The organism is Draconibacterium sp. IB214405, assembly GCF_033963885.1.
In the GTDB taxonomy this organism is placed as follows: domain Bacteria; phylum Bacteroidota; class Bacteroidia; order Bacteroidales; family Prolixibacteraceae; genus Draconibacterium.
In genome coordinates, this window is record NZ_JAXBMA010000001.1 from 854,050 (window position 1) to 880,866 (window position 26,817).

The window sequence follows — 26,817 nt, forward strand, 5'->3', positions numbered from 1 at the left end:
ACGATTTTAAAATGAAAAAATTAACAATCAAATTTTTAGGTCTTGCTTTTTTAGCAACAGCAGTATTTGTCAGCTGCGATGACGATGATCCGATTAACCCTGATCCGGAAGTTGATGAGGTAATCGAAAATCTTAACAATGGTATTATGGATGGAACGCTTGAAGAGGACTATACACTTAGTGCAAGTGTATCGTACGATCTGAGTGGTTCTTTTATTGTAGCCGATGGCGCAACACTTACTATTCCTGCCGGAACAAACATTGTTGCCGAAGCGGGTGGAACAGATGTTTACCTTGCCGTATTAATGGGTGGTAAAATCGAAATCAACGGTTCTGCAAGCAGCCCTGTTGTAATGTCTTCGCCAAATGCCAATCCTGGCGACTGGGGTGGTTTAACCATTTGTGGTAAAGCAACTACTACTGCCGGAGCAAATTCAGAAGCTGAAGTAGGTGGTTTTATCTACGGGGGTGATGATGATACGGATAATTCCGGTACGGTTTCTTACCTTGTTATTAAAGGTACAGGTGCTCAAATCAACGAAGAATCACAATACAATGGTGTTTCTTGTTATGCATTGGGTTCGGGAACAACGATGAATAACATTGCTGTAATCAATGGTTCTGATGATGGTATCGAGTTCTTCGGTGGAACAGTTTCAGTAACAAACATGTTCCTTCAGAATAACGAAGATGATGCTATTGACTGGACAGAAGGTTGGAGCGGAACTGTAAATAACGCTTATGTTGAGCACACTATCGAAGGATTCTCAACTGTTATTGAAGGTGATAAAGACAACAACAATCCCAAAATCAACAACCTGACAGCTGTTTCTACAACTGGTGGTACTGCATTGCAGTTCAAAAAAGAATCAGGAATGACCATCACCGGTTTGTCGTTGAGTGGTTATACAAAAACCATCGATATGAAAGATGATGGCCCTTTGGCTAACGTAATCATCGATGGTGAAGAAGCTGATCCAACAAAATCATACAATGCACCTGCAACTGTTGATCCAACTGAATGGTCGTGGATTGACGCAGAATTGGCAGAGATTGTAGAGTTGAATGGAAATGTTGATGCTGATGTAACACTTGACGCAAGTAAAACATACCGTTTAACAGGTTCATACATCATTCAGGATGGTGCTTCATTAACTATCCCAGCAGGAACAAAAATTCACGCTGATAACGGTGGTACTGATGTTTACATCGCAGTATTAATGGGTGGTCAGATTTTCATCAATGGTGAAACTGATAATCCTGTTGTAATTGCTTCTGACCTTAGCCAGCCAGGCGACTGGGGTGGTTTAACAATCTGTGGTAAAGCAACAACTACTGCCGGTGAGAATGCAGAAGCTGAAGTTGGTGGATTTATTTACGGTGGTACCGACGATACTGATAATTCAGGATCGGTTACCAACCTTGTAATTCGCGGAACAGGTGCTCAAATCAACGAAGAATCACAATACAACGGTGTTTCATTATACTCAGTTGGATCAGGAACAACTTTCGAGAATCTTGCCATTTTCGACGGATCGGATGATGGTATTGAGTTTTTCGGTGGTACAGCTACTGTAACCAATATTTATGTAGAAAACTGCGAAGATGACGCTATCGACTGGACTGAAGGATGGAGTGGTGGAATTACCAACACTTACATCTCGCACACTGTTGAGGGTTTCTCAACTGTTTTCGAAGGAGATAAAGTAAATAACAATCCGGTATTTACCAATGTAACTGCTATTTCAACAGTTGGCGGAACAGGCCTGCAGTTCAAAAAAGAATCGGGAGCTACAATTACAAGCTTGCACCTTACCGGATACGATGTTGATCTTGACCTGAAAGGTGAAGGCGCATTATCGGATGTCCAGATTGATGGTTCTGATGCCGTAGGTACTGTAATTGATGCCGATGCCAAAACTTACACTTTAACTTCAGGAAAAGATTCAGATCCGATCGATATCTCAGGATGGACATGGATCAGCGGCGAATTATAAGATCTTGATAATGTATTTAAACTACAATCAAAAGAGGTTATATAAAGCATTAATAATGCAGTGTTTATTAAAGTCGGTCTAAAAACCGATTTTAAAAGCTCCGGATTTAGTCCGGGGCTTTCCTCTTATTGAGTTCACACAAATTAGAATGAAACGACCATGAATTTTAGCATTCTAAATTACACAAAAGAGAATGACTAAAATTCATCGAGAGTTACATCTGTTACCATAACAGATTAACAATTTTAAACAGATGAAGAAATTATTGGTTTTAGTTGGATTTTTGGCTTTGATAACCACTGCATCGAAAGCACAAAAAATTGAAGAAATCGACGGAATTTATTATAAGAATTCCAAAAAGTTTACCGGAACCTATCTGAGTTATTTCGACGATAATACGCTGCAAAGCGAGGTAAAAGTAAAAGATGGTGAGAAACACGGAAAAGCAACCATTTTCTTTAAAAACGGGCATGTTAACGAAATACGTTCGTACAAACACAACCAGATGCATGGCAAATGGGTGATGTATAACGAACATCGTATTAAGGTGTCGGTTGCACGTTACAAAAACGGTAAAAAGAATGGTAAATGGATTATTTGGAACGACTACGGGCATTTGTTGTACGAACTGGAATATGATAATGGCGAAAAGACCGGAGTCTGGAAGAAATACGACGAGCAAGGTAAGCTGATTAGCGAACGAAAATACTAGTCGTTTTTCAACATGAATAAAAAACGGATTTAATTAAACTGTAATATTTGTGTAACCACGCCGTAATTGTCATCCTGTATTTTTGCAGTACAAGATCGACAAAACAAAAAATGAAAATGATGAAAAAAGTACTAATTGCAGCATTACTTGTTATTTCAGTTTTGGCAGTAAATGCGAAAGAAGAAGATAACAAATCGAAAAGTACTGATACCGAGAGCCAGGCAACAATGGTAGTTTCAGGTTCTATTGCCGACGAATTATCAGGGGAGTCGCTTGTAGGTGTTGAAGTAAAACTGGAAGGAACTGACATGAAAGCTTACACCGATTTTGATGGAAACTTCTCGTTTGCTGGTGTTAAGCCGGGAGAATATAAGATTGTTACAACTTACATTTCTTACGAGAAAAAATCGGAAGTTGTAAATGTTGAAGCTAACAAAGACAATATTAAAATAAAGCTGCAATCTTCTAACTAAAGGTTGTGGTAACTTAAGATTGAATCCGCCTCTGAGAGCAGAGGCGGTTTTTGTCGTTTTAATAGTTGCCGGATATAAAGTATTAAGTTAAACCCGTGAATTAGCAATATGCTATCTATATGCCATCCGTTAGTTGACGGGTGGTTTTTTTATGGCGTTATAAATTTAGGATTTCTCGTCTCGATTTCACTTTCAATTTTGAAAAAATGCTGTTGACATGGGATTTAACAGTGCTTAAACTGATATTTAATTCATCAGAAATTTCTTTGTTTGAGCTACCTTTTTGAAGCATGGTGTAAATGTTTCTTTCCTGAACGGTTAATTCGCGAATCGGATTAACCGATTTTTCCACTACTCGTTTTTGGATAAAATACATTAAAAAGATACCAATTATTAATCCAAAAATTAATGAAACATAGGAAAGGTTACGATCGGTTTTTACCGGAATCTTTTTTCCGAATTCATCAAAATAAGTAGACTTTTCTTGTTTCCATTTCTTAATGAAACTAACATAGAATTCAGAATTAGTTGCTTTATGTGCCTCGAAATTGCTTTTATAAATGGCATATATTCCAGTCAGGGGAAAAGTACAAGTATCGGCAATCTGGCGGAGTTTTTCGTCGAGTGCATTTTCCATGAGTTCCCGTTTTAATGGTGATCCGTTAAAATTAGCTGTATCAACAAAAAGTACCATTTTATCAATTTCATATAACAATTGACTTTGAGGCGAATTTTGTATTTCAACTTGTCCGAAAATACTTTCGGAATCTCTGTTCCTGATGGTTATATCCGATTGTTTGTTGGCAATCAGAAAAATATGATTTTCATCGTTTCCACCAATGATAAGCGACGCGGGAGGATCGCCTTTTTTCGAAATATGCAGGCGGTATAAATAATATTCGTAGGGAAAGTAATTCGTCGTGAACGAGAAATTACCATTTTCATCAATTGCTGCCCGGTCGATAATCATTTGGTTCGACATGGCATTTAATTGGTCGAATCCGGGAATCATCGAAAGATAAATAACCCGGCTCCAGGTAGTATCTAAGCTAAGTTCTCCTGATATCTGAGATCGGGCAGGTAATTGGCTTGATATCAGTAGAGAACAAATACTGATAAATAATAATCGACTATTAAAATACTCCATTGCCGACTAGTTGCTGGAGGTTTTGATCACATCTTGAGTAAATTCGATTGTCACCTTACCCTCAGCATTTTTAGGTATTATTAAAATTTTCCAATCACCTAATTCCGGATTGTCAATGAATTTGCTTATTTGACCATTGACTGTTTCTTGCGCGTGGTCCGATTGTATCTCGCATCCAACGGAAAAATTTCCCTGCTTTTTCCCATTTGGATTGTAAATTTCAATGGTTACTTCGCCACCTCTAACAACACTGTTAATTCTGAGATTAAATCGGCATTCTTTTTCGTTCATTTCGATTTTTACCTCCTTGGTTTGTGATTCATTTTTTAATTCAATGTTTCTGTGAATACCGAAAATTGTTGTTTCCTGGGCTGAGGCAAAATTTGTGAGAAACAGGAAAAGAGAAAGAGTTGTGAAAATGGTTACAAATGATTTTTTCATGATTTAATTATTAATGGATTTGACGAAACAAATCTACCGGAAGCAAGTTGTTCAGTTAAATATTTTTGGTTTGAAATAAGAACGAAGAAAGTTGGAAAAAATGATGAGAAACCTTTAATTCTTGTACTTTTCAACCGATGATAATATTTTATACAAAAGAATATTACATTTTGTAACTTACATTTTGTAACTCGCAAAACTTATATTTGTGCCATGCTTTGCATTAATCTTAAAAACAACAATCCTTTTTACTGCCTGGCTACCGAAGAGTACCTGCTAAAAAATTTCGACGACGATATTTTTATGCTTTGGCAAAGCGATAAAACTGTCGTAGTAGGCAAACACCAAAATGCATTGGGCGAGGTAAATTACCGCTACGTTCGCGAAAATGATATAACTGTAGCACGACGTATTTCGGGTGGTGGAACTGTGTATCACGATGCCGGGAATGTAAATTTTGCCTTTATCAAAAATGTAAGAAGCCCGGCAGAAATTTCGTTTAAACAGTTTACCGAACCCGTGGTGGAAGCACTAGCCCAACTGGATATTGAAGCCACAACTTCGGGACGAAACGATTTGCTGATTGAAGGTTTGAAGATATCGGGGAATGCTGAGCATGTTTTTAAAAACCGGGTGTTGCACCACGGAACTTTGTTGTTTAATTCTGATCTGGAAAATCTGGGAAATAGTATAAAAGTTATCCCCGGGAAATACACGAGCAAAGCGGTACAATCGAACCGAAGCAAAGTGGCCAATATATCTCCATTCCTGAAAAACGAAATGGACATAGAAACATTTATCGATTTTATGATTGGAGTGCAACTCAAAAAAGACGGAGCCAAAAGTTATGAGATTACGACTGACGATGAGGAAGCGATAAACAAGCTGGTTGACGAAAAATTTACAACCTGGAACTGGCGCTGGGGATACTCACCAAAATACACCTTCACCAATAAGGTTGAAATCGACGGCCGAACACTCGAAATCTATCTCGAAGTAAAGAAGGGTCATATCGAAAACGCAAATCTGCAGGGCAATTATTTTGTTGAACCTTATACCACCGAGTTATCAGCTTTGCTTGTCGGTAAACAACATTTTTACGATGATATCCAAGACGTATTGAACACTGATGATGACGAGTTGATCTACGCATTCTTCTAATTGTTTCATAAAGAAGTAAAGTATGGAGCAACTCGCTTAAAAGCAAAGGATTCCATCCTTTTTTGCTGAAACTGATACGGATGGAATCCCTCATCTTATTAAATGTGAATTGACTAAAAAAGCGCACCACAAAACTGCAGTGCGCTCATTCTAATATTCTAATCTTCCAACCTTCCTATTTTGGCAAAGGATAACCTTCCAGTTTTTTCAGGTTAGCAGCAATTTCCGATTCCGGATATTCGTAATCATGCAATTCGCCACCTAAGTATTTATTGTAACCAACAAGGTCCATCAAACCATGTCCGCTGAAGTTGAAAAGGATGGTTTTCTCTTTTCCTTCTTCTTTGGCTTTTTTTGCCTCACGGATGGTAGCGGCAATGGCATGTGTTGTTTCCGGAGCAGGAATAATACCTTCAGTTTTGGCAAACAATAAACCGGCCTCGAAACATTCGCTCTGGTGAACAGCAATTGCATCCATTAAACCATCTTTTAAGGCAGCACTTACCAGCGGAGCCATTCCGTGGTAACGTAAACCTCCGGCGTGGATTGGTGCAGGAATAAAGTTGTGTCCCAAACTGTTCATCGCCAAAAGCGGAGTCATTTGTGCCACATCGCCGTTATCGTAAATAAACGGTGCTTTTGTTAAAGTCGGGCAGCTAAATGGTTCGGCTCCGATGATCTGGATGTCGGCACCATGAATTTTATCGTACATAAATGGGAACGAAAGTCCTGCGAAATTACTACCGCCACCACAGCAGCCAATAACTACATCCGGATTTTTGATACCCACTTTGGCCAGCTGTTTTTTAGCTTCCAAACCAATTATAGTTTGGTGCAACATTACGTGGTTTAATACCGAACCTAACGAGTAACGTGTTTGCCCGGTTGGGTCGGTAACTGCAGCTTCAACTGCTTCTGAAATTGCAATCCCCAAACTTCCGGGTGTATCCGGAAACTGTGCTAAAATATCGCGACCGGCTTGTGTTTCGGTACTCGGACTTGCAATACAGTTGCCACCCCAGGTTTCCATCATCATCTTACGGAAAGGCTTCTGATCGAAACTTACACGCACCATAAAAACTTTACACTCTATACCGCCAATCTGTGCACAGGCATACGATAGAGCCGATCCCCACTGACCGGCACCGGTTTCGGTGGTTAGTTTTTTAATACCAAACTCTTTATTGTACCAGGCTTGTGCCACAGCAGTATTTGGTTTATGACTACCGGCCGGCGAAACACCTTCGTTTTTGTAATATATTTTTGCCGGAGTTCCAAGCGCTTCCTCCAGTTCGTATGCACGAATTAAGGGACTTGGCCGCCACTGTACCAGAATTTCGCGAATTCCTTCAGGAATGTCGATCCAACGTTCCTGGCTAACTTCCTGCTCAATCAGGTTCATTGGGAAAACCGGTGCCAACATTTCGGGCCCCACAGGATTTCCGTCAGGGCCAAGTGGCGGATTCAACGGCGATGGAAGATCGGGAGCCAGGTTATACCATTGTTTTGGCATTTCCGATTCATCAAGAAAAATCTTCTTTTGTCTAGTCATGATTTGTTATTTTATTGGTTTATGTATGCAGTTAAGAGATTCCTCACTACGTTCGGAATGACAAGCTTATTTAGGAGGGGAGAGTTTTGCAGGCGGTATTTCGCCTGCAAAACTCCCAAAACATATCACAAAGTGTCATTCCGAGCAAAGCGAGGAATCTTTTCCTTTTATATTATCAATTTAAAACACAAAAAGGGATTTGCCCTACGAATACGGCAAATCCCTTTTCAGTTTATAACAGAAAAAAATACGAGCATCCCGTGTTTCCATTTTCACGTTACGCCAGTGCCATTCTTTTCCGTATAAAATATTTTCGTACATCTCTTTCTCTGTCAAGTACGTAAAGCTAATTAATATTTCTTCTTGAAAAAATATTTCTAATTCTTTATCGATTGCTTTTAGTAGAACTTGTTGCTTTTGAAAATCGGATCGAAGAGCAAATTTATTTTTAGCTTTTTATCGTCAGCGGTAGCTTTTTTGAATACTTTTTCAGCTAAAGGAAAAAGTATTTCCTGTCAGGAAAGACAATTCAACTTGTCTAAACGCATAAAAATTTCAACTTTTGTGCTCAAATTATTTCACGATGAAGAAGACAAATGCTGCACGTTTACTCGACAGCAAAAAGATAACGTACGAGCTGGTTGAGTACCACGTTGATGAGGCGGATTTAAGTGCCACGCATGTTGCCGAATCGTTGGGGCAGAATGTTGAGCAGGTTTTTAAGACGCTGGTTCTACGAGGAAAAAACACTGGCGTTTTTGTAGCTGTAATTCCCGGAGCGGATGAACTTAATTTGAAAAAGGCAGCAAAAATATCGGGGAATAAAAGTGTGGAAATGGTGCTGATGAAAGAACTGCTGGGACTTACCGGTTACATTCGTGGTGCATGCTCGCCAATGGGAATGAAAAAACCTTACCCGATCTTTATTCACGAAACCAGTTTGAATTTCGAATACATTTATGTTAGTGCCGGAAAACGCGGTATGCAGATAAAAATCAATCCAAAAGACCTGATCGCCTGTACCGGAGCTAAGATTTCCGACCTGATTGATTCGTAATTTCTGCTCGTTTTTATTCAAAACCACCTCTTCTGTATTAATTTTTAGACTGTAGCGAATTTTATTTTTTTACTTTCCCCACGAATCTCTATTTTTGCACTCACTTAAAAATCAGATGGCTTTGCGCTTTGCGCACAACACCATATAAAAATTAGATAATGAATAAACCGACAGTTGTAAGCGGTATACGACCGACAGGATATTTGCACCTCGGAAACTACTTTGGAGCCGTGCAGAATTTCTTAAAAATGCAGGACGATTTTAACTGCTACTTTTTTATTGCTGATATTCACTCATTGACTACGCATCCAACGCCTGAGAATTTGCAGTCGGGTGTGCGCCAAGTGCTTGCCGAATATCTGGCTTGCGGTATCGATCCTGAGAAATCAACGATATTCATTCAGAGCGATGTTCCTGAGGTTTCGGAATTGTATGCCTTATTAAATATGAATGCCTATTTGGGAGAGCTGGAGCGTACAACTTCGTTTAAAGATAAAGCCCGTCAGAATCCGGATAACGTAAATGCAGGATTGTTGACTTACCCCGTTTTAATGGCTTCGGATATTATTATTCACAAAGCGCATTTTGTGCCGGTTGGAAAAGACCAGGAGCAAAATCTGGAAATGGCGCGTAAATTTGCCAAACGTTTTAACCGCATGTACAAATCTGATGTATTTCCAATTCCTCGTCCGTACACTTTTGGTGGTGGCGATATGATTAAAGTTCCGGGATTAGACGGCAGCGGTAAAATGGGAAAATCGGAAGGTAATGCAATTAATCTTTACGAAGATCCAAAATCGATACGTAAGAAAGTGATGCGTGCTGTTACCGATTCAGGTCCAACAGAAATGAACCAGGAAAAACCTGAAGCGGTACAGAACTTGTTTACACTAATGGATATCGTTTCTACACCCGATACTGTGGCGCATTTCGATGAATTATACAACAAGTGCGAAATTCGCTATGGCGACCTGAAAAAGCAACTGGCAGAGGATATTATTGCCTATACATCGCCAATTCGCGAACGTATTATTGAAATTCTGAAAGACGATGCCTACCTGGCAAAAGTGGCTAGAATGGGTGCTGAAAAAGCGCAGGAATCAGCTGCAAAAACTTTGCAGGAAGTGAAGGATGTAATCGGATTTAAGAAACTGTTTTAGGAAGATAGAAGACGGGAGTCGGAAGACCGAAGTGACAGTAAAATAAGAAAATGAGTATAGAAAGAGAAATGCAAAAACGCACTTCGGTTTGTGAATTATGCGGATCGGAAGATAACCTGCGTGTTTATACCGTGCCGCCGGCAACACAGGAAAGCGAAAAAGACAGCATTTATATTTGTGCAATCTGCTCTGGTCAGATCAACGATCCGGAGACCATGGATGCCAACCACTGGCGTTGCCTGAACGACAGCATGTGGAGCACTGTTCCTGCCGTTCAGGTGGTAGCATGGAGAATGTTAAACCGACTTAAAGCTGAAGGTTGGCCACAGGATTTGCTTGATATGCTTTACCTTGACGAAGAAACACAGGCATGGGCCGAAGCAACCGGCGAAGGAATTGATCCGGATGATGTGGTTCGTCACCTCGACAGTAACGGGGCTGTTTTACAAGCCGGCGATACAGTTGTTTTGATAAAAGACCTGAACGTAAAAGGTGGTGGTTTTACTGCAAAACGCGGAACTGCTGTTCGTAATATTTCGTTGGTACACGATAATCCTGAGCATATTGAGGGAAAAGTTAATGGTCAGCAGATCGTTATTCTTACCCAGTATGTGAAGAAGAACTAGGAAGAACAAATTATTGGAGATAAAAAAATGCCATCTTTTATTGTTGTAAAAGATGGCATTTTTGTTTTACCGGGGATTTGTAATCAAAGACGACTACTTCCAGGCGGGATGTTTTTCCAGTTCTTTTTCCAGCATCAATTTTACTTCCGACTCCTGGGTGTTTAACGAATCGGCATTTAATGGAGCCTTTTCCAGTTTATCTGTTTGTACGTTATAAAAACGTCCGTCGGGATAAAGTTTATAGTCCAAAGTACGAATAAACTGGTTGCGGTATTTATTTACATTCTTGCCCCATTGCGGATCGTAATGCACAAATGCAGTTTCGCGCGGAATGTATTTTTCTCCGGTCATTAAAGGATAAAAACTTTTGCCATCCGATTCTACTTCGGTGCCAACAACATCTGCCAGCGTTGGAAAGAAATCGCTGAATTCAATTAAAGGTTCAAAAACTGAGTTGTTTTGAATTTGAGACGGCCACGAGACAATCAGCGGAACATGAACACCTGCATCGATGGTATTTCCTTTGGCGCCCTGAATTGTTTCATCGTTTAATTGTGAATAAATAGTTGGGTGTGTGCCGTTATCGCCCGTAAAAATTAGAATGGTATTCTCTTCCAATCCCAATTCCTTAAGTTTGTTGGCGATCTTTCCTACAATTTTATCGGTGTAGGCAACCATGTCCTTAAAATATGCTGTATCGTTTTTGTAACGTAATTCAGGTTGGTTCCAATCCTCCGAATCGGGTGTTGGCACAAAAGGATCGTGAACCAGTACCATCGGATAATAAGCAAAAAATGGCTTGTCCTGATTTCGCTCGATAAAATCCATAATATAGTTCGCAAAAATATCAGGTCCGTAATCGTTGGCGTTTCTATCCAAAACCTGGCCATTTTGTTCAATTAAAGGATCGGCATATCTTTCACCCTGGTTACGCCCTTTGGTAAGCTGCCATAAACAATACTCTTTAAATCCGAATTTATTGGGGCGGGTGTTATCGTTCCAGTCCTCGATCTGGTCTTGATAGGAAATCCCGTTTAACTGCCATTTTCCTGCAATACAAGTTTCGTAACCGGCATCTTGCATGATGTTTCCAATGGAATACTCCGAAAGGTTTAAGTGACCGAAAAAATCGTAGTTGCGGTAATTGTATTTCCCGGTCATAATTTTCACCCGCGAAGGAGTACACAAAGGCTGAGAAACACAATTGGAGAATTGAATTCCCTTGGATGCCAGCTGATCAATGTTTGGCGTTTTATACGATGTTGACCCATAGGCGCCAATACATTCGTAACCCATGTCGTCGGCCATAATTAATATTACATTGGGTTTGGCCGGCTCTTCTTTTGTTTGGCAGCCATAAACTAAAAGTGCTAGCAGAAGCGTGAAAATGGTAGTACTGAATTTCATAAAAAGTGTTGTTGAGTGATGGCCTTACTTTGTGCAAGGCCACCACTTTATTTCATCGAATTAATTGATTATTTACCTAAATCTTTAATTCGGATATTACGGAAATACAGTTCAGAACCGTGTCCCAGGAATCCGATAAAACCTTTTTCATTTTGTAAGCCCGGATGATCTTTACCATCCAGCGTTCCATTTTCGCGGGCATCCGCGATATCGCCATCCAAAATCACTTCACCGTTCAGTGTTATCTTTATTTTGGTGCCTTTTACGATCACTTCCTCGGTGTTCCAATCGCCAACCGGATTTAAAAAGCCGCGTTTGGCCGGAATCGTTCCGTAAACCGATCCGTGATACTGATACTCGTGCAAGTTAGCATAAATAGGCGCAGTATTATCCAGGATTTGTAACTCCATCCCCACATAAGCAGCGTCGCCTTCAAGTGGCGCGCGAATTCCCAGACCGTTATTTGCGCCCGGAGTGAGTTTGAATTCAAAACGGAAAACAAAGTCGCTGTATTCCTTATCCGTGAACAGGTTGCCGTGGCCACCCATTTGTGGATTCACCACCAATTCGCCATTCTTCGCAAAATAGTCGGTCTTGTTTCCCTGCCAGCCGTCGAGGTTTTTACCGTTGAACAAGGAAACAAATCCTTCGTCGATTTCTTCCTGAGTAAGGCCAATTTCTTTGGTATTAATCTCACGAACATACACATCGCGGAAAGCCAGTTCATTGCCGTGTGCCTGCAATTCAATAGTCCCTTCGCTGAAAATTGGAATGCTGCGGTCCCAGTAGTTGTCCATTTTTACATTGTCAACCACCAGTTCGCCATTCAGGTAAACCGTTACATAAGCACCTATCATGGTAATGCGGAAAGTGTTCCATTCATCAATTGGGTTGTCGGCAACCAGCAACGGATCGCGTACATTGTCGGCGTTGTTGTTATACAAACCGCCTGAGCCCACCTGGGCACCCACTTCCACGCGCGAGGTATCCCAAACCTGTACTTGCGGAGCGCCACGCAGGTAAATTCCGCTATCGCCTTTTTTGCTGATACGCCAGTCAACGATCATATCAAAATCCTTGTATATTTTCTCTGAAACCAGGTTGGCACCTTTTCCGTTAAAAATGATCATTCCATCTTTTACGCTCCAGTTCTCCATCATTTTAATGTTGGCTGTTTCCTGTTCTTTTGCGCGTTCTGTATCGCTGAGTTTGGCAATTTTTATCGGATTGCCATCCAAAAGCATTCCTTGCCAGCCGTCCAGGTTTTTACCATTAAACATCGATACATACCCTTTTTCTTTTGGCATTGCTTTAAGGTAGTTCTGAACATTAATTTTGTCGTAAGCACTGTCTTCGCCCGATAAGGTTTGTTCAGCTTTGCCCAAAATCCGACGAACGATGTCGCCCGTTAAACCGCCTTCTCCTTCACTATTTGGCATGGCAATATTCATTATTGCACGTGAAGTTGTCGCTGTCAGCTCTTCTTCATCCAGGAATTGCTCCAGATAAACCAGCGAAAGGAATGTTCTTAAACGACCAATGGCAGCGATCACGTTTTTCTGATCGTCGGCAGATGAAGCAAAGTCCATAATCTTGCGGTATTGCAGCAATTTCTGATCGTCGGGCAGATTTGCACCGGCAACCATCCTTGCAAAACTTGCGAATGCCGGTTGGCTGAATGTTGTATTTCCTGATTTGCAGATTTCGAATAATGGCTTTGAGGCGGCATAATCCTGCCAGTTTGTTAAGGCGGTAAATGCAGCTTCTTTTTGCTCACCGGTTGATGTATTAAAATATTTAGTAACCGTTTCAAGTGCTGTTTCGCCTCCAATTGTCGGCAGAATCGGGAACAGTCGTGCTTTTTTATTAGACTGCTCCAAAGTGCTCAAAACTTTGCCGTTTGACTCTTGTTCTTCTGCAATATCTTTAACTGCGGCGATTAGTGCCCATTGTGTTTCTGCAATTTCTGCAGAGTCAGAAACAGAAAGTAAAAGCTTTAATAACTCATCAGTTTTTTCGTAAGACGAAACTTGTTTTAGCGCCGCAAAAGCAGCGGTTTTTTCATCCGCATCGGAAGAAGAAGTTGCGGCCAGAATTTCATCAAAATATTGAGAGCCGGCTTTCGCTCCAACAAGACCGATAAGAGCTGCTTTGGTTTTTCCTGTTGTTTCGTCCAGATTTGCAGCAATCAGGTATAAATGGTCTTTATCAAGCAGCGTATTCAACACCTCTTTTGTTGCTTCAATATCTTTTCCTTGTGCCAGATGTGCTGTTAATGTTGGAATAGCTTTGTTTCCCTGTAGTTTTGCCAAAGCAATTACTGCTTCTGTGCGAACTACTTCAGCACCCGAATTCAGGCTGGACAAAACAAAATCGTTTGCCTGTTCGCAACCACGTCTTCCCAGCATGTCAATGATTTCTGCTTTAACTTCGGCATTTGATGTTTCAGCTTTGGCAATCCACTTACGCGTGTCGGCAACACCGCCCAGGTTTTCTGCGATATTCAATGCTGAGTAGCGAAATGCTTTATCCGGCGAATCAACTGCTTCTATAAGAAGAGGAGTAGCCTCGTAACCAAGATTGTTGGCATAAATGCGGAGCGCGGTAGAATAATTATGTAGATGGTCGCTTGCAGAGTTGGCTTTAAATATAGCCTTGCAGGCTTTTTCCATTAATTCAAGTTCGTTTTGCTCGCCCAAACGTTTGGTGTAAGTCAGAAATGCTTCGGTAGCATTTGTGGCATCGTAATTAAAATCCACAGCCGATGCCGCGTTTAGCAAAGTTTTATAAGAATCAGGAGATCCGATATTTGCCAGTGCTGCCAGTGCAGTTTTTTGAATCGATTCGCTTTCTGCACCTAACAAAGGAGTGATCAGCGGAACAGCGCGTTTGCATTTTAACTGGCCCAAAGCCCGAACGATTGTCATTTGAGTTACTCCGTTAGTTTTGGGGAACGCCGCCAAAAATACTTCTGCTGTTTTCGGATCTTCGGTAGATAAAATAGTTTGTGCTGCCGGTTCCACAAGTTGCTCATCGGTTAAGTAGTTTTTAACCTGCTCAACTGTCTTTTCACCGGCAACCAGGTTCAGTTGGTTGAGAAGATAAGTCTTCACTTCAACGTCGTTTGCAGTGCTGAGTGCTTTTAAAAGGTTCTCTTCGGCAAAAGCACGTTCATCACATTTGCCAAACTGACTGGCATAGCGTGAAAAACTGTTTAGTGCAAAACGTACGGCAGTGTCATCGCCGGTTCCCAGCGGAACAAGTTGTGCTGCCAGTTTTTGGTAGCCCTCGTTGCCCATCAAAAAGATGTCGTTCATCGCTTTGTCGCGGTGCGTGAGATTTTTTGTTGGCATTTGTGCCAGCACATCGGCAACTTTGGTGTCGAGTGTTCGGTTATCCTGCGCCATTCCGGCCATACTCAGGCAGGTCAGCAGCAAGATCGTAGTTATTTGAACTATATATTTTTTCATTGTAATTGTCATTAATACTTTATCAATAATCCTTAATATTTTTATTTCTTACCCCTAAATCCCCTGAAGGGGACTTGTTCCATTTGCGTTGCAAATGTTTTTAACCCCCTTTAGGGGGATGGGGGTCAGATTGTCCACGGAGCGCGCATTGGTTGATTGATCAGGCGGTTTGCGCCTTCATCATCGATAAACTCCAGTTTTTCAGGATCGAAATGCAATGTACGTCCCAATCGAACTGCAGTAATACCAAGGTTTACAAGCGTTGCCGACCGGAATCCGTTGGTCTCGTTCAGTGCAAACTTCTTACGCGTTTTTACTGATTCCGAGAATAAACCGATCTGAGGTTCAGGATCAGGTAAGGTTTTAATAAAGCTTTGCAGATTAGGAATATCCGAGCGGAATCCCTGGTAGATTTTGCCGTTTGGGCCTTCAATATAAGCTGCATCTTTGTCGCGGTTCTCGCCATCGAGAATGATCTGGCAACCATCCGCATAAGTGTAAGTTACACGTCGCCAGGTACCCACGGCATCGTAATGTTGTTGTGGTGCGTCAACCTCAATTTTTACCGGGCTGGTATCGTCTTTGCCCAGCATGTATTGAACAGGATCGAGGTAGTGCTGACCCATATCGCCCAGTCCGCCGCCATCGTAATCCCAATAGCCTCGGAAATTGGCATGAACACGCTCTTCATTGTATGGTTTGTAAGGCGCAGGCCCTAACCACATATCGTAATTAAGGTTTTTCGGTACCGATTGCGGAGCAAGATTGTGTTTACCCTGCCAGAAGAATTTCCAGTTGTAGCCGGTAATTCCGCTAACGGTGACTTTCAGCGGCCATCCTAAAATGCCGCTGTCAATCACTTTTTTCAACGGTTTTACATCGGTTCCCAGTCCATAAAACTGGTCTTTAAAGCGGAACCAGGTGTTCAGCCTGAACATACGACCATGCGCATTTACGGCTTCCATCACTTTTTTCCCCTCGCCAATGGTACGTGTCATTGGTTTTTCGCACCAAATGTCTTTTCCGGCTTTGGCAGCTTCAACAGCCATAATCCCATGCCAGTGTGGTGGTGTGGCAATGTGCACAATGTCAACTTCGGGCAGTTGGCAAACTTCCCTAAAATCAGTGAACTGTTTTACATCGTAGTCGATCAGGTTTTTTGCCAATTTAAGATGTTCGGTATCCACATCGCAAATGGCAACAACGCGTGTGCCCTCGTAAGGAATATGACCGCGGCCCATTGAGCCGACACCGATAATTGCTTTTGTTAATTGGTCGGATGGTGCAAGATATCCGTTGCCGCCCAACACGTGACGCGGAACGATAACCAGGCCGGCTCCTGCAGCCAATGCACCTTTTAAAAAACTTCTTCTCGAAGTAGGTTTATTACTCATGGTTAATTGGTTATAGATTATTAATTATAATCGGATAAAAATATAAAAGTTTTATAAATAAATTCTTAAGAAATTAAAGACTTATTAAAAAAATGCAAAACTTGATAAATTGTTCATGGGGCCTTCTAATTTTTTATACACCCCAAAGTTTCATACGCCGGGCTTTTTTCTATCTTTAAATCCGTTCGATCAATTCAATCGCTTAAACTTATAAAAATGAAGAACATTCCGGTGATTTCGGTAACAGGAAAATCGTTGGCCGAGGCATACGAAACAGCACTTATTTATTTATATGGTAAAGGAACCCGGTTTAAAACACAGTACGACCGGCCGGGCGATCCACTAAGTATTGACTGTACCATGAATTTGACGATACTGGAGCCGGAGATCGATCCGATGATCCACATGGCTTTTCCCGGAGGTGTTGACGATTTGCGGGAATACGTGCTGGAACTGGAAGGATTGAAAGATCACCTGGTAAAAAATATGAACGATCCGGAAGATAAAAGACCGGAATACAAATATCATGGCCGTTTGCAAAATTATGGCGTTTGGAAAGAATTGGTTGACGGAGAATCAAAGGAGGTCGGAGCTTTTAGAGTGGATCAGATTAAGAATGTGATCGATAAGTTGGCTGAACAGCCGTTTACGCGACAAGCGCAAATGATTACCTGGATGCCTAACATTGATTTTACCTGCGACGATCCACCAAGTTTACAATCGTTGTGGTACCGGATTTTAGAAGACGAAGATGGTATTTGGTGGCTCAACAGTAATATTCGCTACCGTAGTAACGATGCCTGGAATGCAGGATTTCTGAATATGTTCGGATTTATTCAATTCAGTAAAGATGTGGTAGCTGCCGGAATTGCAGAAAAAACAGGAAAGACGGTAAAACTGGGTCGTATGAACTGGCAGGCCGATTCGTATCACATTTACGGGAAAGATATTCGCAGCGCAAAAGAACGCCTGTTTGAGCGGATAAACGATATGGCTTTTGAAGAGCGCACCATGAATTTTAACGATCCGCTAATTCGGAAAGTGTACGATAATGCGGAGGCTGAAATTGTTAAACGAATAAAAGAATCTGGTGATTCAGAAACTCAGAATTGAATGACGAATGGCGATTAATGTTTTTAGAATGCAGAAGAAGTAAGAAAGTTTACAGTTGTCAGCCGCAGTTTTCAGTTGAGCAATTTAGCAATAGAACAATTTAGAAGTAGTAAACTAAACAGCTGTGGCCTATGTGTCTATTGTGGTTCAAGTTTTCGTGTTTAAAGGGTTATACCACAAAGTTGCACCAAGAAGGCACAAAGGTGCACAAAGAAGAAAGAACTCGAAGCTAGTGGCCCGCAGTTCGAAACCTTGTCAACTGACTAATTACCAGTGACCAGTCAATTAATAAGCTTCATTAAATTTCCTTTTTGCGATCTCTTTTACCTCGTCCATCGAAATTTCTCTACCCAGCTCCTGCTGAATTGAAGTTACCGCCGATGAGGCAAATCCACACGGATTGATGTAATTGTAGTAACGCATGTCGGTGTTTACGTTTAGCGCAAAACCGTGCATGGTAACGTAGCGGCTAACACGCACCCCGATGGCACAAATTTTTCGTGCACGCACTTTGTGGTCGGGTTGAAGCCACACACCGGTAGCACCTTCTTTTCTACCGGCTGCCAGTCCGTATTCGCCAACCGTTGCAATAATGGCATCCTCCATTTTTTCGATGTATTCGCGCACGCCAATTTTGTAGTTTTCCAGGTCGATAATCGGGTAACCAACCAATTGTCCCGGACCGTGGTAGGTGATATCGCCACCGCGGTTAATTTTAAAATAAGTGGCCTCGATCTTTTTTAAGAAATCGGCATTGGCCATCATATTGGCTTCGTCGCCACTTTTACCCAGCGTATAAACATGTGGATGCTCAACCAAAATAAAATGATTGTCAGCTGAAGGTTTTCCGGTGCTACGTTTTTGTGTAACCAGCTCCTGAAGACGTTCTTCCTGGTAGTCCCAGCACGCTTTATATTCTTTTAATCCAAGATCGACGAAATTAAAATCTGCCATTTTGCTTTTTTTAGCTAAGAGTTGCTAGTCGCGAGTTACGAGTTTTCATCCTCACTAACTCAGTAACTCATTTACAATTTATCTATCAACTGCGACTGAATACTAATCGCTTTCTTTATGCTTTTACGTGTTCTTCGGCCCTGTACGAACTACGAACCAGCGGCGAGCTTTCAACAAACTTAAAGCCTTTGCGGATGCCAATATTGCGATATTCCACAAATTTCTCCGGTTCGATGTATTCTACCACAGGCATATGTTTTGTTGTTGGAGCCAGGTACTGACCGATGGTCATTACTTTACAACCGGCTTCCAGCAAGTCGTCCATAGTTTTTAGCACATCCTCGTGCGTTTCGCCCAAACCAAGCATGATACCCGATTTTGCCCGTCCGAAATTGTCGGCAACGTATTTTATCACATCCAGGCTACGACGATATTTTGCCGCAAAACGGATAAACGGAGTTCGTTCTTCGGTGGTTTCCAGGTTATGCGAAATCACATCCGGCCCGGCATCGATCACCTGTTGTACCAATTCCATTTTTCCACGGAAATCAGGAATCAGCACTTCAATTTTAGTTTCCGGATTCACACGTTTTACTTCGCGAATGGTTTCGGCCCAAATTCCTGCGCCCTGATCTTCCAAATCGTCGCGGTCAACCGAAGTAATAACACAGTGTTTTACGCCCATAATTCGCACCGATTCTGCCAGCTTTTTAGGTTCTTCCAAATCAGGAGCAAGCGGCATTCCGTTGGGTACGGCACAGAATTTACATTTTCGGGTACAAATGTTTCCTAAAATCATAAATGTTGCTGTTCCCCTGTTCCAGCATTCGCCAATATTCGGGCAGTTTCCGCTGGTGCAAATGGTGTGCAAACCATGCTTGTTCACCAGGTTTTTCACCTTCGAATAACTTTCTCCCTTCGGCATTTTCATCTTCATCCACTTCGGCAGTCGCTCTCTGCCTTTCAACTCATGTGCCATAACCTAAACTGACTAAAATTTATTATATCGTTCTATTCTGCGTCTTTTTCAAGTACATCGTCAAAATTCAAAATCAACCAGAATAATCCGATAATTCATGAAAAATTTCTGCAAATGTAAAAGTTTAAAATCAAACTAAAATTGATTAAACTCCTAACTCTCAAAATTGTTCTTAAAAAAAGCATAGTTTAAACAACTGTGTTATTTTTGTACAACAAGCTGAAAACAATGAGACACTTCATTATACTACTGATATTAATTACCGGATTGAATACAGGATTTGCGCAACAAAAGCGCTCCGAGATTCAAACCAAGTCGAGTCTGGCTCTTCGGTATTACAATGCAAAAGATTTCGAAAAAGCAGCGCCTTTGCTTAAAGAGGTGCACGAATTAACACGAAACAGTACGTATTTCAGGTATTATATAAATAGTTTGATTAGTCTGAATGAGTTTGCCGAGGCCGAGTCGGAACTTCAACGCCAGATTAAAAAACAAAAAACACCACGACCGGAATATTATGTGCATTTGGGGCAGGTTTATAAAAGCCAAGACCGAAATGAGGAAGCGCAGGAAATGTTTCAGGATGCGATAAACAATATACCGGCGAACCAGGGATCTTTTTTAACTACGGCAAATTCTTTCTTGTCGTGGGGCGAGTACGGTTTGGCCCGCGATGTTTATCTGAAAGGCCGAAAAACATTGCCCGATCAGTCGTTTAACTACGAGTTGGCGCGGTCGTATATGTATTTGCGCGATTACACCAATATGATGGAAGAGTACCTAAATCTTTTGGAAGAAGGGGAAAAACATCTGGCGCGGGTGCAAAGCAGTTTGTCGACGGCCATGCGGCTGGATATTGATGATGGATTGCGCGACCAGTTTCGCGAGCAGGTGTTAAAACGTATTCAGGCCGAGCCAAATGTTATTGGTTATAACCGGCTGTTGATCTGGTTCTTTTTGCAGGAAAAGAAATTTTCGAGTGCGCTGCGTCAGTCGATAGCGTTGGATAAACGAACCGGTGCCGAGGATGCACAAATTGCACAATTGGGAGACCTTGCTTTGCGCAACAAAGAGTATGTACAGGCCCAAAAAGCATACGAATATTTAATGGATAAAGGGGAGGAAACTTCATTTTTTCCACAGGCTTATGCCAGGAATATTCATGCAAAATACATGGAATATACCAACGATTCGGAAGGAACTTTGGAACAGGGAAAAGCTTTGGCTGATGAATTTGAAAATGGTTTGTTGTACCTGAAAATTGGTCCGGCAACTTTGAACCTGGTGCGCGAATATGCGCATTTGCTGGCTTTTTATTTAAACGACACAGAAGACGCTATTGCAGTGTTGGAGAAAGGCGAAAAAGTTCCGCAGTTAAAACCCGAAGAACTGGGGCAGCTTAAAACTGAAATGGCGGATATTTACGTGTATGCCGACGATCCGTGGGAAGCGATGCTGATTTACTCGCAGGTAATTGATGCCAACAAAAAGAATACGCTTAGAGATGAGGTAAAATTAAAGAAAGCAAAACTGGGTTATTACATGGGCAATTTTAGCTGGGCAAAAGCACAGCTGGATGTGTTAAAAGCCAGTACTTCGAAACTAACAGCAAACGATGCAATGGAACTTTCGATGTTGATTGGTAATAACCTCAACCTCGATACGACAGCGGTTCCGTTAACCATGTTTGCCAAGGCTGATTTGCGCTTTTTTCAAAACAGGAGCGAAGAGGCACTGACGATTCTGGATGGTTTGGCTGAAACGTATCCGTATCACACACTGGTGGATAATATCCTTTACCGCAAGGCGAAAATTGAAATGGATAACAATAACTACGAATTGGCTGCCGAGTATTTGCAAACCATTGTAACCGACTTTAGTTACGACCTGCTGGGCGACGATGCTTTGTTCTTGCTGGCCGAAATTTATAACTACCACCTCGGGCAGGAGGAAAAAGCAAAAGAGCTGTACAAACAAATGCTAACCAGTTATCCGGGAAGTGTGTTTACCGAGGAGTCGCGTGAGAAATACAGGGAGTTACGAAAAGTGTATCCTGATAAAGAGCCGGAAGGAAAAGAAGGTTTATTTATGCGGGCTATTGAGAATTCGGAGTTTTAGGTGTATTGTTAACTTGTGTGCGGGGTGATGATGAGCAAATCGTAATCTAGGAGGTATTATGTTTCAAAATATTTCATTCAATTCTTTTATTCTTCTCCTCTCTTCGTTTCTCAAACTCGACTACATATCTTTTAAAATCCGTACTATCCTTTATTGGATAATCAAATTGCATCCTAAACTCCTTTGATGAAAAATCTTTAGGGTATAGTACCAAATATTTATTTCCAACCTCAATCCCTTCATGTGGAATTTCCCCAGACCATTCATCATAATCGCAAATATATTCTTGTTCGTTTATACGAACAGAAAATTGTAGTTCTGCTGGTTTTCCAGTACTTGATACATTCGGGGCAGCTAATGCTGATTTCGGAGATGAATAGTCAATAATTTCTCCTATTGCAAACAATCCGTTTTTTAATAAATTCTCTTTTTCGGATTTTCCATTATTTCGGTGGTTCATTCCAACAATTACTGTTAAAATAATTATCGAAATCGTGAATATTCTTTTAATCCATTTATTTCTTTTTATGTTGAAATGTTTCATTACTATCAGAGTCTTGATGCTGTGTTTAATGGTCACATAATTTGTGATATATGTGTTTGTGTATTCAATAACCTTTGGTTTTTGTTGCATTAAATATAGCCGTTTTTTTGTTGTTGTTTTGTCTGGACATGCAAAATACCATTCAATTTCTTTTCGTACTTTGGCGTTCTGATTTTACCAGCTATGTCGCGAACCGTAAAAACATATTTATACGCCGGATTGGCGGTTTTATTCTGGTCAACCGTGGCCACATCGTTTAAACTGGCGTTGCGCGAGTACGATTTTATTCAGCTTATATTTTATGTGTCGGCAGTAACAGTGGTGTTGCTGTTTTTTGTGTTGGTGGGCCAGCGTAAAACGCATTTAATCTTTAAACAGACCAAACGCGAGTGGTTGTATTCGCTGTTAATGGGGGCTTTTAATCCGTTGCTTTATTACCTGGTGTTGTTTAAAGCTTATTCATTACTTCCGGCGCAGGTGGCGCAACCGCTGAATATGATCTGGCCGATTACTTTGGCACTGCTTTCGGTGCCCATGCTAAAGCAAAAGATCAGCTGGATTAGCTTTGTGGCACTGCTAATCAGTTTTGTTGGAGTGTTTTTTATATCCTCTCAGGGAGGTTTCGACGGATTTAGTAACACCAATCCGCTGGGTGTTGTGCTGGCGGTTGGAAGTTCCATTCTGTGGTCGTTGTACTGGATATTTAATGTAAAAGACACACGCGATCAGGTGGTAAAACTCTTCCTCAATTTTGCCATTGGTCTTATCTATCTGACTCCGGTTGTAGCCATCTTTTCGTCGTTTAAAGTGCATTGGGGCGAAGCTTTTATTGCCACCATTTACTCCGGTATTTTTGAGGTGGGAATTACTTATGTATTGTGGTTAAAAGCCATGAACCTAACCAGCAGCAACGCCAAAATCGGGAACCTGGTATTTTTTGCTCCTTTCCTTTCGCTGGTATTTATTCACCTTATTCTAAAAGAAACCATCTACTTCACAACTTTTGTTGGTTTGTTATTTATTATCTCAGGTGTGTTGGTTCAGCAGCTCGATCGGAGAAAAAGGCTCTGAATGATGAATTGCGAATTCTGATTCACGATTTCGGAATGACTTTGTGAAACTTAGTGGGTACTTTGAGTTCTTCGTGGTAAAAAAATTAAACCACAAAGATTCACAAAGAAGGCACAGAGTAACACGAAGGAGAACGATTGAAGATTTCTGGTTGAATAGGCAATTGGCAAATAGCAACCAACTAAAACTACAAGTCTCGTTAAAGTTTATTGTGATCTATGTGTCTATTGTGGTTCAAAAAACATAATCTGTACTTTTGCCAAAAGGTTAGCAACAAATTACTATTTTCATCGAATGGATAAACCGCTTCGCATATTGGGCATCGACCCCGGAACAACGGTAACCGGCTATGGTTTGGTAGAGGTGAGAGATAAAAAGCCGGTTATTTTGCACATGGGAAACATTACGCCCAAGCGATACTCCGATCATTATATGCGACTGAAATACCTGCACGAGCGGGCGCTGCACCTGGTAAAAGAATATCGCCCTGATGTTATGGCTATTGAAGCACCATTTTATGGTAAAAACGTACAGTCGATGTTAAAGCTGGGGCGTGGACAAGGCGTATTAATGGCGGCAGCACTGATGTTCGACGTGCCGATACACGAGTACGCTCCTTTGTCGGTAAAACAGGCCATAACCGGAATGGGCCGTGCGTCGAAAGAGCAGGTAGCTTATTTTCTGCAAAAAGTTTACGACCTGAAAGACATGGATAAAGTACTCGACGAAACCGATGCCGTTGCTGTGGCTATTTGTCATTTCATTCAAATGAACAAGCCGCAGAAATCGAAGGAGTATAAAAACTGGGGAGACTTTGTTAAAAAGAATCCCGGTAAGGTCAAATGAGTTCGATTCGAAATACGATTGCTGGTAATTGTATTTTTTGCACCGCTCTTTAGAGTGGTGTATGGAAGCAGTAACAGTGTTCTTGATTTTTATGGATTTTTGTAAATTCAATTCTACAAAAATCCATAAAAATCTAACAGAGATGGGAAATTCTGTATCACCGCCTTGAAAGACGGTGCAAAAAATTGCTTAAGCAAATGCTTTTTCCAGACGCTCAAGCGCTTCCTGCAATACACTTCGCTGGCAACCGATGTTCAGACGTAACCAGCCGTCGCCGCCGGTTCCAAAGCGTCCGCCATCATTTAGCGCCACACCTGCTTTTTCTGTGGTGAACTTCGACAGCTCTTCGTTTTTCATGCCATAATCCGAAAAATCCATCCAGATCAGGTAAGTAGCTTCCGGTTTCATTACTTTAACACGTGGCAGTTTTTCCTGAATAAAACGTTCAAGCAATTGGTAATTTCCCCACAGGTAATCCAGCAGTTGCGCCAGCCATTCGTCGCCGTGTGTATAAGCCGCCTCAAGTGCTACTGTTCCAAAGATGTTACCCATGTGTAAGTGTCCAACACCAATGGTGCGTTCGTAGGCTACCAGTTTTCTTTTGTTAGGAATGATAACCAACGATGAGGTAAGCCCGGCCACATTAAAAGTTTTGCTTGGCGCCATGCTAACCATGCAGTTCTGTGCTACTTCTTCTGAAATGCTGGCCAATGGAATGTGTTTGTGACCATTATAAATTAAGTCGGAATGAATTTCATCCGAAATAATCATGATGTTATTCTCGAGACAAATATCTGTAAGTGCAACCAGTTCTTCGCGTGTCCAAACCATTCCTCCAGGATTTTGTGGGTTACAAAGCAACAGCAGTTTGGTGTTCTCGTCGATCTTCGATCTCAGATCTTCCAGATCAAAAGTATAACGACCGTTCTCTTTTTTCAATGGATTCTCGATCATTTTCCGGTTAGTGCCTTTAACACTGTCGAAAAACGGGAAATAAACCGGTGGCTGAACAATAACACCTTCGCCTGGTTTCGAGAAGCTTTCTATGGCGTAAGTCAATCCTGCTACAACACCGGGACTAAACGATATCCATTCTTTTTTGATGTCCCACTGGTGACGTCGGCTCATCCAGTAAATCACAGCCTCGTAATACGAATCGGAACGAAAGGTGTAACCAAAGATTTCATGCTCGGCGCGTTTTTTTATGGCGTCAACAATAAAATCGGGTGTTTTAAAATCCATGTCGGCCACCCAAAGTGGCAGAGCGTCGGCCGATTTGAAAAATTGTTCGAGAGCATCGTGTTTTAAACAGTTGGTTCCTTTGCGTGGAACTATTTCGTCGAAATTGTATTTTTTCATTACAAGGGTATGATGTATGGTGTAAAGCAATGGCATTGAATGCCACCATCAAAATTTTGTTCGCCGAAGATAATCGAATTCTTTTTCTTCTCAATTTTAATTCCATGGAAATCGATATCCCAAACCAAACTCAATTACCTGGGCTTTAAATTTAGGGACAGCACGAATCATTGCAATTCCGATAATGTTTTTGGCGTAATATTTTGCACCCACTTTATAATAACCACGCGACACGTAGTTGGAAGGATCGCCAAAGAAAATACCATAAGCCGCGAGAATACTCAGGTTGCCAAATAAAAATTCGCCCTGAAGATTTGGCCCGCAACGAAAACTTAGATCAGATTCTCCATTAAAGTTGTAGTTTTTTATAGCGTATTGATTTAAAGCTTCGTCGTTAATGAAATCGAAACCTATCCCGATTTTATTGATCGGGTTGATTTGTTTGGAATAGTTGAGCGAAGTTGCAAAAAACACAAACCGTTTGTCGTAATCTCTAACTTTGTTGGCGCCGGTTGAGGCATAAGCCCAGAATTCATTTTTAATGAGCCGGGCTCGTTCTTCCTCGTCCGGTTTTACTTTTTCTGCTTGTTTTTCGAACGCCCAGCCCAGCGTAAAATGATTATTTAATGTATTAAGCCCGAGATTTGGCGATTCAATAAGACCGTTGGAAAAATGGTTTAATCCGTAGGAATAGCCAATATACACAGGATGAAATGTCAGCCGGGTGTAAAATTCAACTTCGCCGGCAATATTTAAATGGGTACTAATTGCCTGATTGTCGGGATTTGAAATCTCGTCGAATTTCTCGGTTAAATAAGCAAGGCCGGCTGAGCCTTTGAATCCAACGTCGAAAACATTATGCCGTTTAAGAAAAGATAGCTGTAAAAAGGTTGTGAGCGCGTGGGCGTTTCCAACAACATCGGGATTGTTAAACGATTTAAAAGTGTAATTGATTCCGTAGTTTGGGAAGTTGTAAAATTTTCGCCAGTGTTCGCCTCTTGTATTTTTAAACGTGTAATTGATGGATAGTCCATCGACGGGCTGATGGGAAATTGGTTCTATCTTTTTGGCATGAACCAACACCGATCCTGAAATATAGGAAATGTCGATACTTTCCTGCGAAGAAGCCTGAAAGGAGCTACACGTACTAAGAAGTAGCGTACTGAGGATTATTGAGCAGGGTTGTATTGACTTCAGCATGTAAGTCGCTTTTGTAAATTGAATTTAACCTTGATT

The 26,817-nt window shown here is 41.3% G+C and carries 22 protein-coding genes; 11 read left to right on the top strand and 11 right to left on the bottom strand.

Features of this window, described 5'->3' with window-relative positions:
* The first annotated feature begins 11 nt into the window (after positions 1-11).
* The 3 genes from SLH46_RS03150 to SLH46_RS03160 all read left to right on the top strand — a co-directional run bounded on the left by SLH46_RS03150 (position 12) and on the right by SLH46_RS03160 (position 3,182).
* Entirely contained in the window at positions 12-1,997 is a 1,986-nt protein-coding gene (locus tag SLH46_RS03150; protein WP_320279693.1) for a hypothetical protein, read from the top strand.
* Positions 1,998-2,250: 253 nt separating this feature from the next.
* On the top strand, positions 2,251-2,709 hold the full coding sequence (locus tag SLH46_RS03155; RefSeq protein WP_320279694.1) for a toxin-antitoxin system YwqK family antitoxin: 459 nt from the start codon (positions 2,251-2,253) through the stop codon (positions 2,707-2,709).
* Between the two features lie 119 nt (positions 2,710-2,828).
* Positions 2,829-3,182, top strand: coding sequence for a carboxypeptidase-like regulatory domain-containing protein (locus SLH46_RS03160; protein ID WP_320279695.1), 354 nt, complete (start codon positions 2,829-2,831; stop codon positions 3,180-3,182).
* A 157-nt stretch (positions 3,183-3,339) separates the two neighbouring features.
* Here SLH46_RS03160 and SLH46_RS03165 read toward each other — a convergent pair whose 3' ends face one another.
* On the bottom strand, positions 3,340-4,329 hold the full coding sequence (locus SLH46_RS03165) for a helix-turn-helix domain-containing protein (protein ID WP_320279696.1): 990 nt from the start codon (positions 4,327-4,329) through the stop codon (positions 3,340-3,342).
* Positions 4,330-4,335: 6 nt separating this feature from the next.
* Positions 4,336-4,770, bottom strand: coding sequence for a hypothetical protein (locus tag SLH46_RS03170; RefSeq protein WP_320279697.1), 435 nt, complete (start codon positions 4,768-4,770; stop codon positions 4,336-4,338).
* A gap of 213 nt (positions 4,771-4,983) precedes the next feature.
* Between SLH46_RS03170 and SLH46_RS03175 the strand changes: the two genes are divergently transcribed.
* Positions 4,984-5,931 carry a lipoate--protein ligase gene (locus tag SLH46_RS03175; protein ID WP_320279698.1) on the top strand — a complete coding sequence of 316 codons (948 nt, stop codon included), beginning with the start codon at positions 4,984-4,986 and terminating at the stop codon, positions 5,929-5,931.
* 175 nt (positions 5,932-6,106) lie between these two features.
* Here SLH46_RS03175 and SLH46_RS03180 read toward each other — a convergent pair whose 3' ends face one another.
* Positions 6,107-7,483, bottom strand: coding sequence for a TrpB-like pyridoxal phosphate-dependent enzyme (locus SLH46_RS03180; RefSeq protein WP_320279699.1), 1,377 nt, complete (start codon positions 7,481-7,483; stop codon positions 6,107-6,109).
* Positions 7,484-8,066: 583 nt separating this feature from the next.
* Between SLH46_RS03180 and ybaK the strand changes: the two genes are divergently transcribed.
* The 3 genes from ybaK (at position 8,067) to SLH46_RS03195 (ending at position 10,326) form a co-directional block, all read left to right on the top strand.
* A complete protein-coding gene (ybaK, locus tag SLH46_RS03185) occupies positions 8,067-8,540 on the top strand; it encodes a Cys-tRNA(Pro) deacylase (RefSeq protein ID WP_320279700.1) in 474 nt (157 codons plus the stop codon).
* Between the two features lie 158 nt (positions 8,541-8,698).
* On the top strand, positions 8,699-9,700 hold the full coding sequence (gene trpS / locus SLH46_RS03190) for a tryptophan--tRNA ligase (RefSeq protein WP_320279701.1): 1,002 nt from the start codon (positions 8,699-8,701) through the stop codon (positions 9,698-9,700).
* A 50-nt stretch (positions 9,701-9,750) separates the two neighbouring features.
* A complete protein-coding gene (locus SLH46_RS03195) occupies positions 9,751-10,326 on the top strand; it encodes a PhnA domain-containing protein (protein WP_320279702.1) in 576 nt (191 codons plus the stop codon).
* A 93-nt stretch (positions 10,327-10,419) separates the two neighbouring features.
* Here the strand turns inward: SLH46_RS03195 and SLH46_RS03200 are convergent, their stop codons facing one another.
* From SLH46_RS03200 to SLH46_RS03210, 3 genes are all read right to left on the bottom strand, one after another.
* On the bottom strand, positions 10,420-11,733 hold the full coding sequence (locus tag SLH46_RS03200) for a sulfatase-like hydrolase/transferase (protein ID WP_320279703.1): 1,314 nt from the start codon (positions 11,731-11,733) through the stop codon (positions 10,420-10,422).
* Positions 11,734-11,801: 68 nt separating this feature from the next.
* The gene (locus tag SLH46_RS03205) at positions 11,802-15,203 is read right to left on the bottom strand and encodes a DUF1080 domain-containing protein (protein WP_320279704.1); all 3,402 of its coding nucleotides are present in this window, start codon (positions 15,201-15,203) and stop codon (positions 11,802-11,804) included.
* Positions 15,204-15,328: 125 nt separating this feature from the next.
* Positions 15,329-16,597: a Gfo/Idh/MocA family oxidoreductase gene (locus SLH46_RS03210; RefSeq protein WP_320279705.1), complete on the bottom strand. Its 1,269-nt coding sequence runs from the start codon at positions 16,595-16,597 to the stop codon at positions 15,329-15,331.
* A gap of 216 nt (positions 16,598-16,813) precedes the next feature.
* Between SLH46_RS03210 and SLH46_RS03215 the strand changes: the two genes are divergently transcribed.
* Positions 16,814-17,710, top strand: a complete 897-nt coding sequence (locus SLH46_RS03215) for a thymidylate synthase (RefSeq protein ID WP_320279706.1) — start codon at positions 16,814-16,816, stop codon at positions 17,708-17,710.
* Positions 17,711-17,995: 285 nt separating this feature from the next.
* On the opposite strand, the gene lipB is transcribed toward SLH46_RS03215, so the two are convergent.
* On the bottom strand, positions 17,996-18,664 hold the full coding sequence (lipB, locus tag SLH46_RS03220) for a lipoyl(octanoyl) transferase LipB (RefSeq protein ID WP_320279707.1): 669 nt from the start codon (positions 18,662-18,664) through the stop codon (positions 17,996-17,998).
* 115 nt (positions 18,665-18,779) lie between these two features.
* Positions 18,780-19,643, bottom strand: a complete 864-nt coding sequence (gene lipA / locus SLH46_RS03225) for a lipoyl synthase (protein WP_320279708.1) — start codon at positions 19,641-19,643, stop codon at positions 18,780-18,782.
* A gap of 228 nt (positions 19,644-19,871) precedes the next feature.
* Here lipA and SLH46_RS03230 point away from each other — a divergent pair, with 228 nt between their 5' ends.
* Positions 19,872-21,761, top strand: a complete 1,890-nt coding sequence (locus SLH46_RS03230; RefSeq protein WP_320279709.1) for a tetratricopeptide repeat protein — start codon at positions 19,872-19,874, stop codon at positions 21,759-21,761.
* Between the two features lie 73 nt (positions 21,762-21,834).
* On the opposite strand, the gene SLH46_RS03235 is transcribed toward SLH46_RS03230, so the two are convergent.
* Positions 21,835-22,395, bottom strand: a complete 561-nt coding sequence (locus SLH46_RS03235; RefSeq protein WP_320279710.1) for a hypothetical protein — start codon at positions 22,393-22,395, stop codon at positions 21,835-21,837.
* A gap of 93 nt (positions 22,396-22,488) precedes the next feature.
* On the opposite strand from SLH46_RS03235, the gene SLH46_RS03240 reads away from it, so the two are divergent.
* Positions 22,489-23,376 carry a DMT family transporter gene (locus tag SLH46_RS03240; protein WP_320279711.1) on the top strand — a complete coding sequence of 296 codons (888 nt, stop codon included), beginning with the start codon at positions 22,489-22,491 and terminating at the stop codon, positions 23,374-23,376.
* Positions 23,377-23,670: 294 nt separating this feature from the next.
* Positions 23,671-24,222: a crossover junction endodeoxyribonuclease RuvC gene (gene ruvC / locus SLH46_RS03245; protein WP_320279712.1), complete on the top strand. Its 552-nt coding sequence runs from the start codon at positions 23,671-23,673 to the stop codon at positions 24,220-24,222.
* Positions 24,223-24,411: 189 nt separating this feature from the next.
* Here the strand turns inward: ruvC and SLH46_RS03250 are convergent, their stop codons facing one another.
* Positions 24,412-25,581: a MalY/PatB family protein gene (locus SLH46_RS03250; RefSeq protein WP_320279713.1), complete on the bottom strand. Its 1,170-nt coding sequence runs from the start codon at positions 25,579-25,581 to the stop codon at positions 24,412-24,414.
* Positions 25,582-25,677: 96 nt separating this feature from the next.
* Positions 25,678-26,781 carry an acyloxyacyl hydrolase gene (locus SLH46_RS03255; protein WP_320279714.1) on the bottom strand — a complete coding sequence of 368 codons (1,104 nt, stop codon included), beginning with the start codon at positions 26,779-26,781 and terminating at the stop codon, positions 25,678-25,680.
* Between the last annotated feature and the right edge of the window lie 36 nt (positions 26,782-26,817).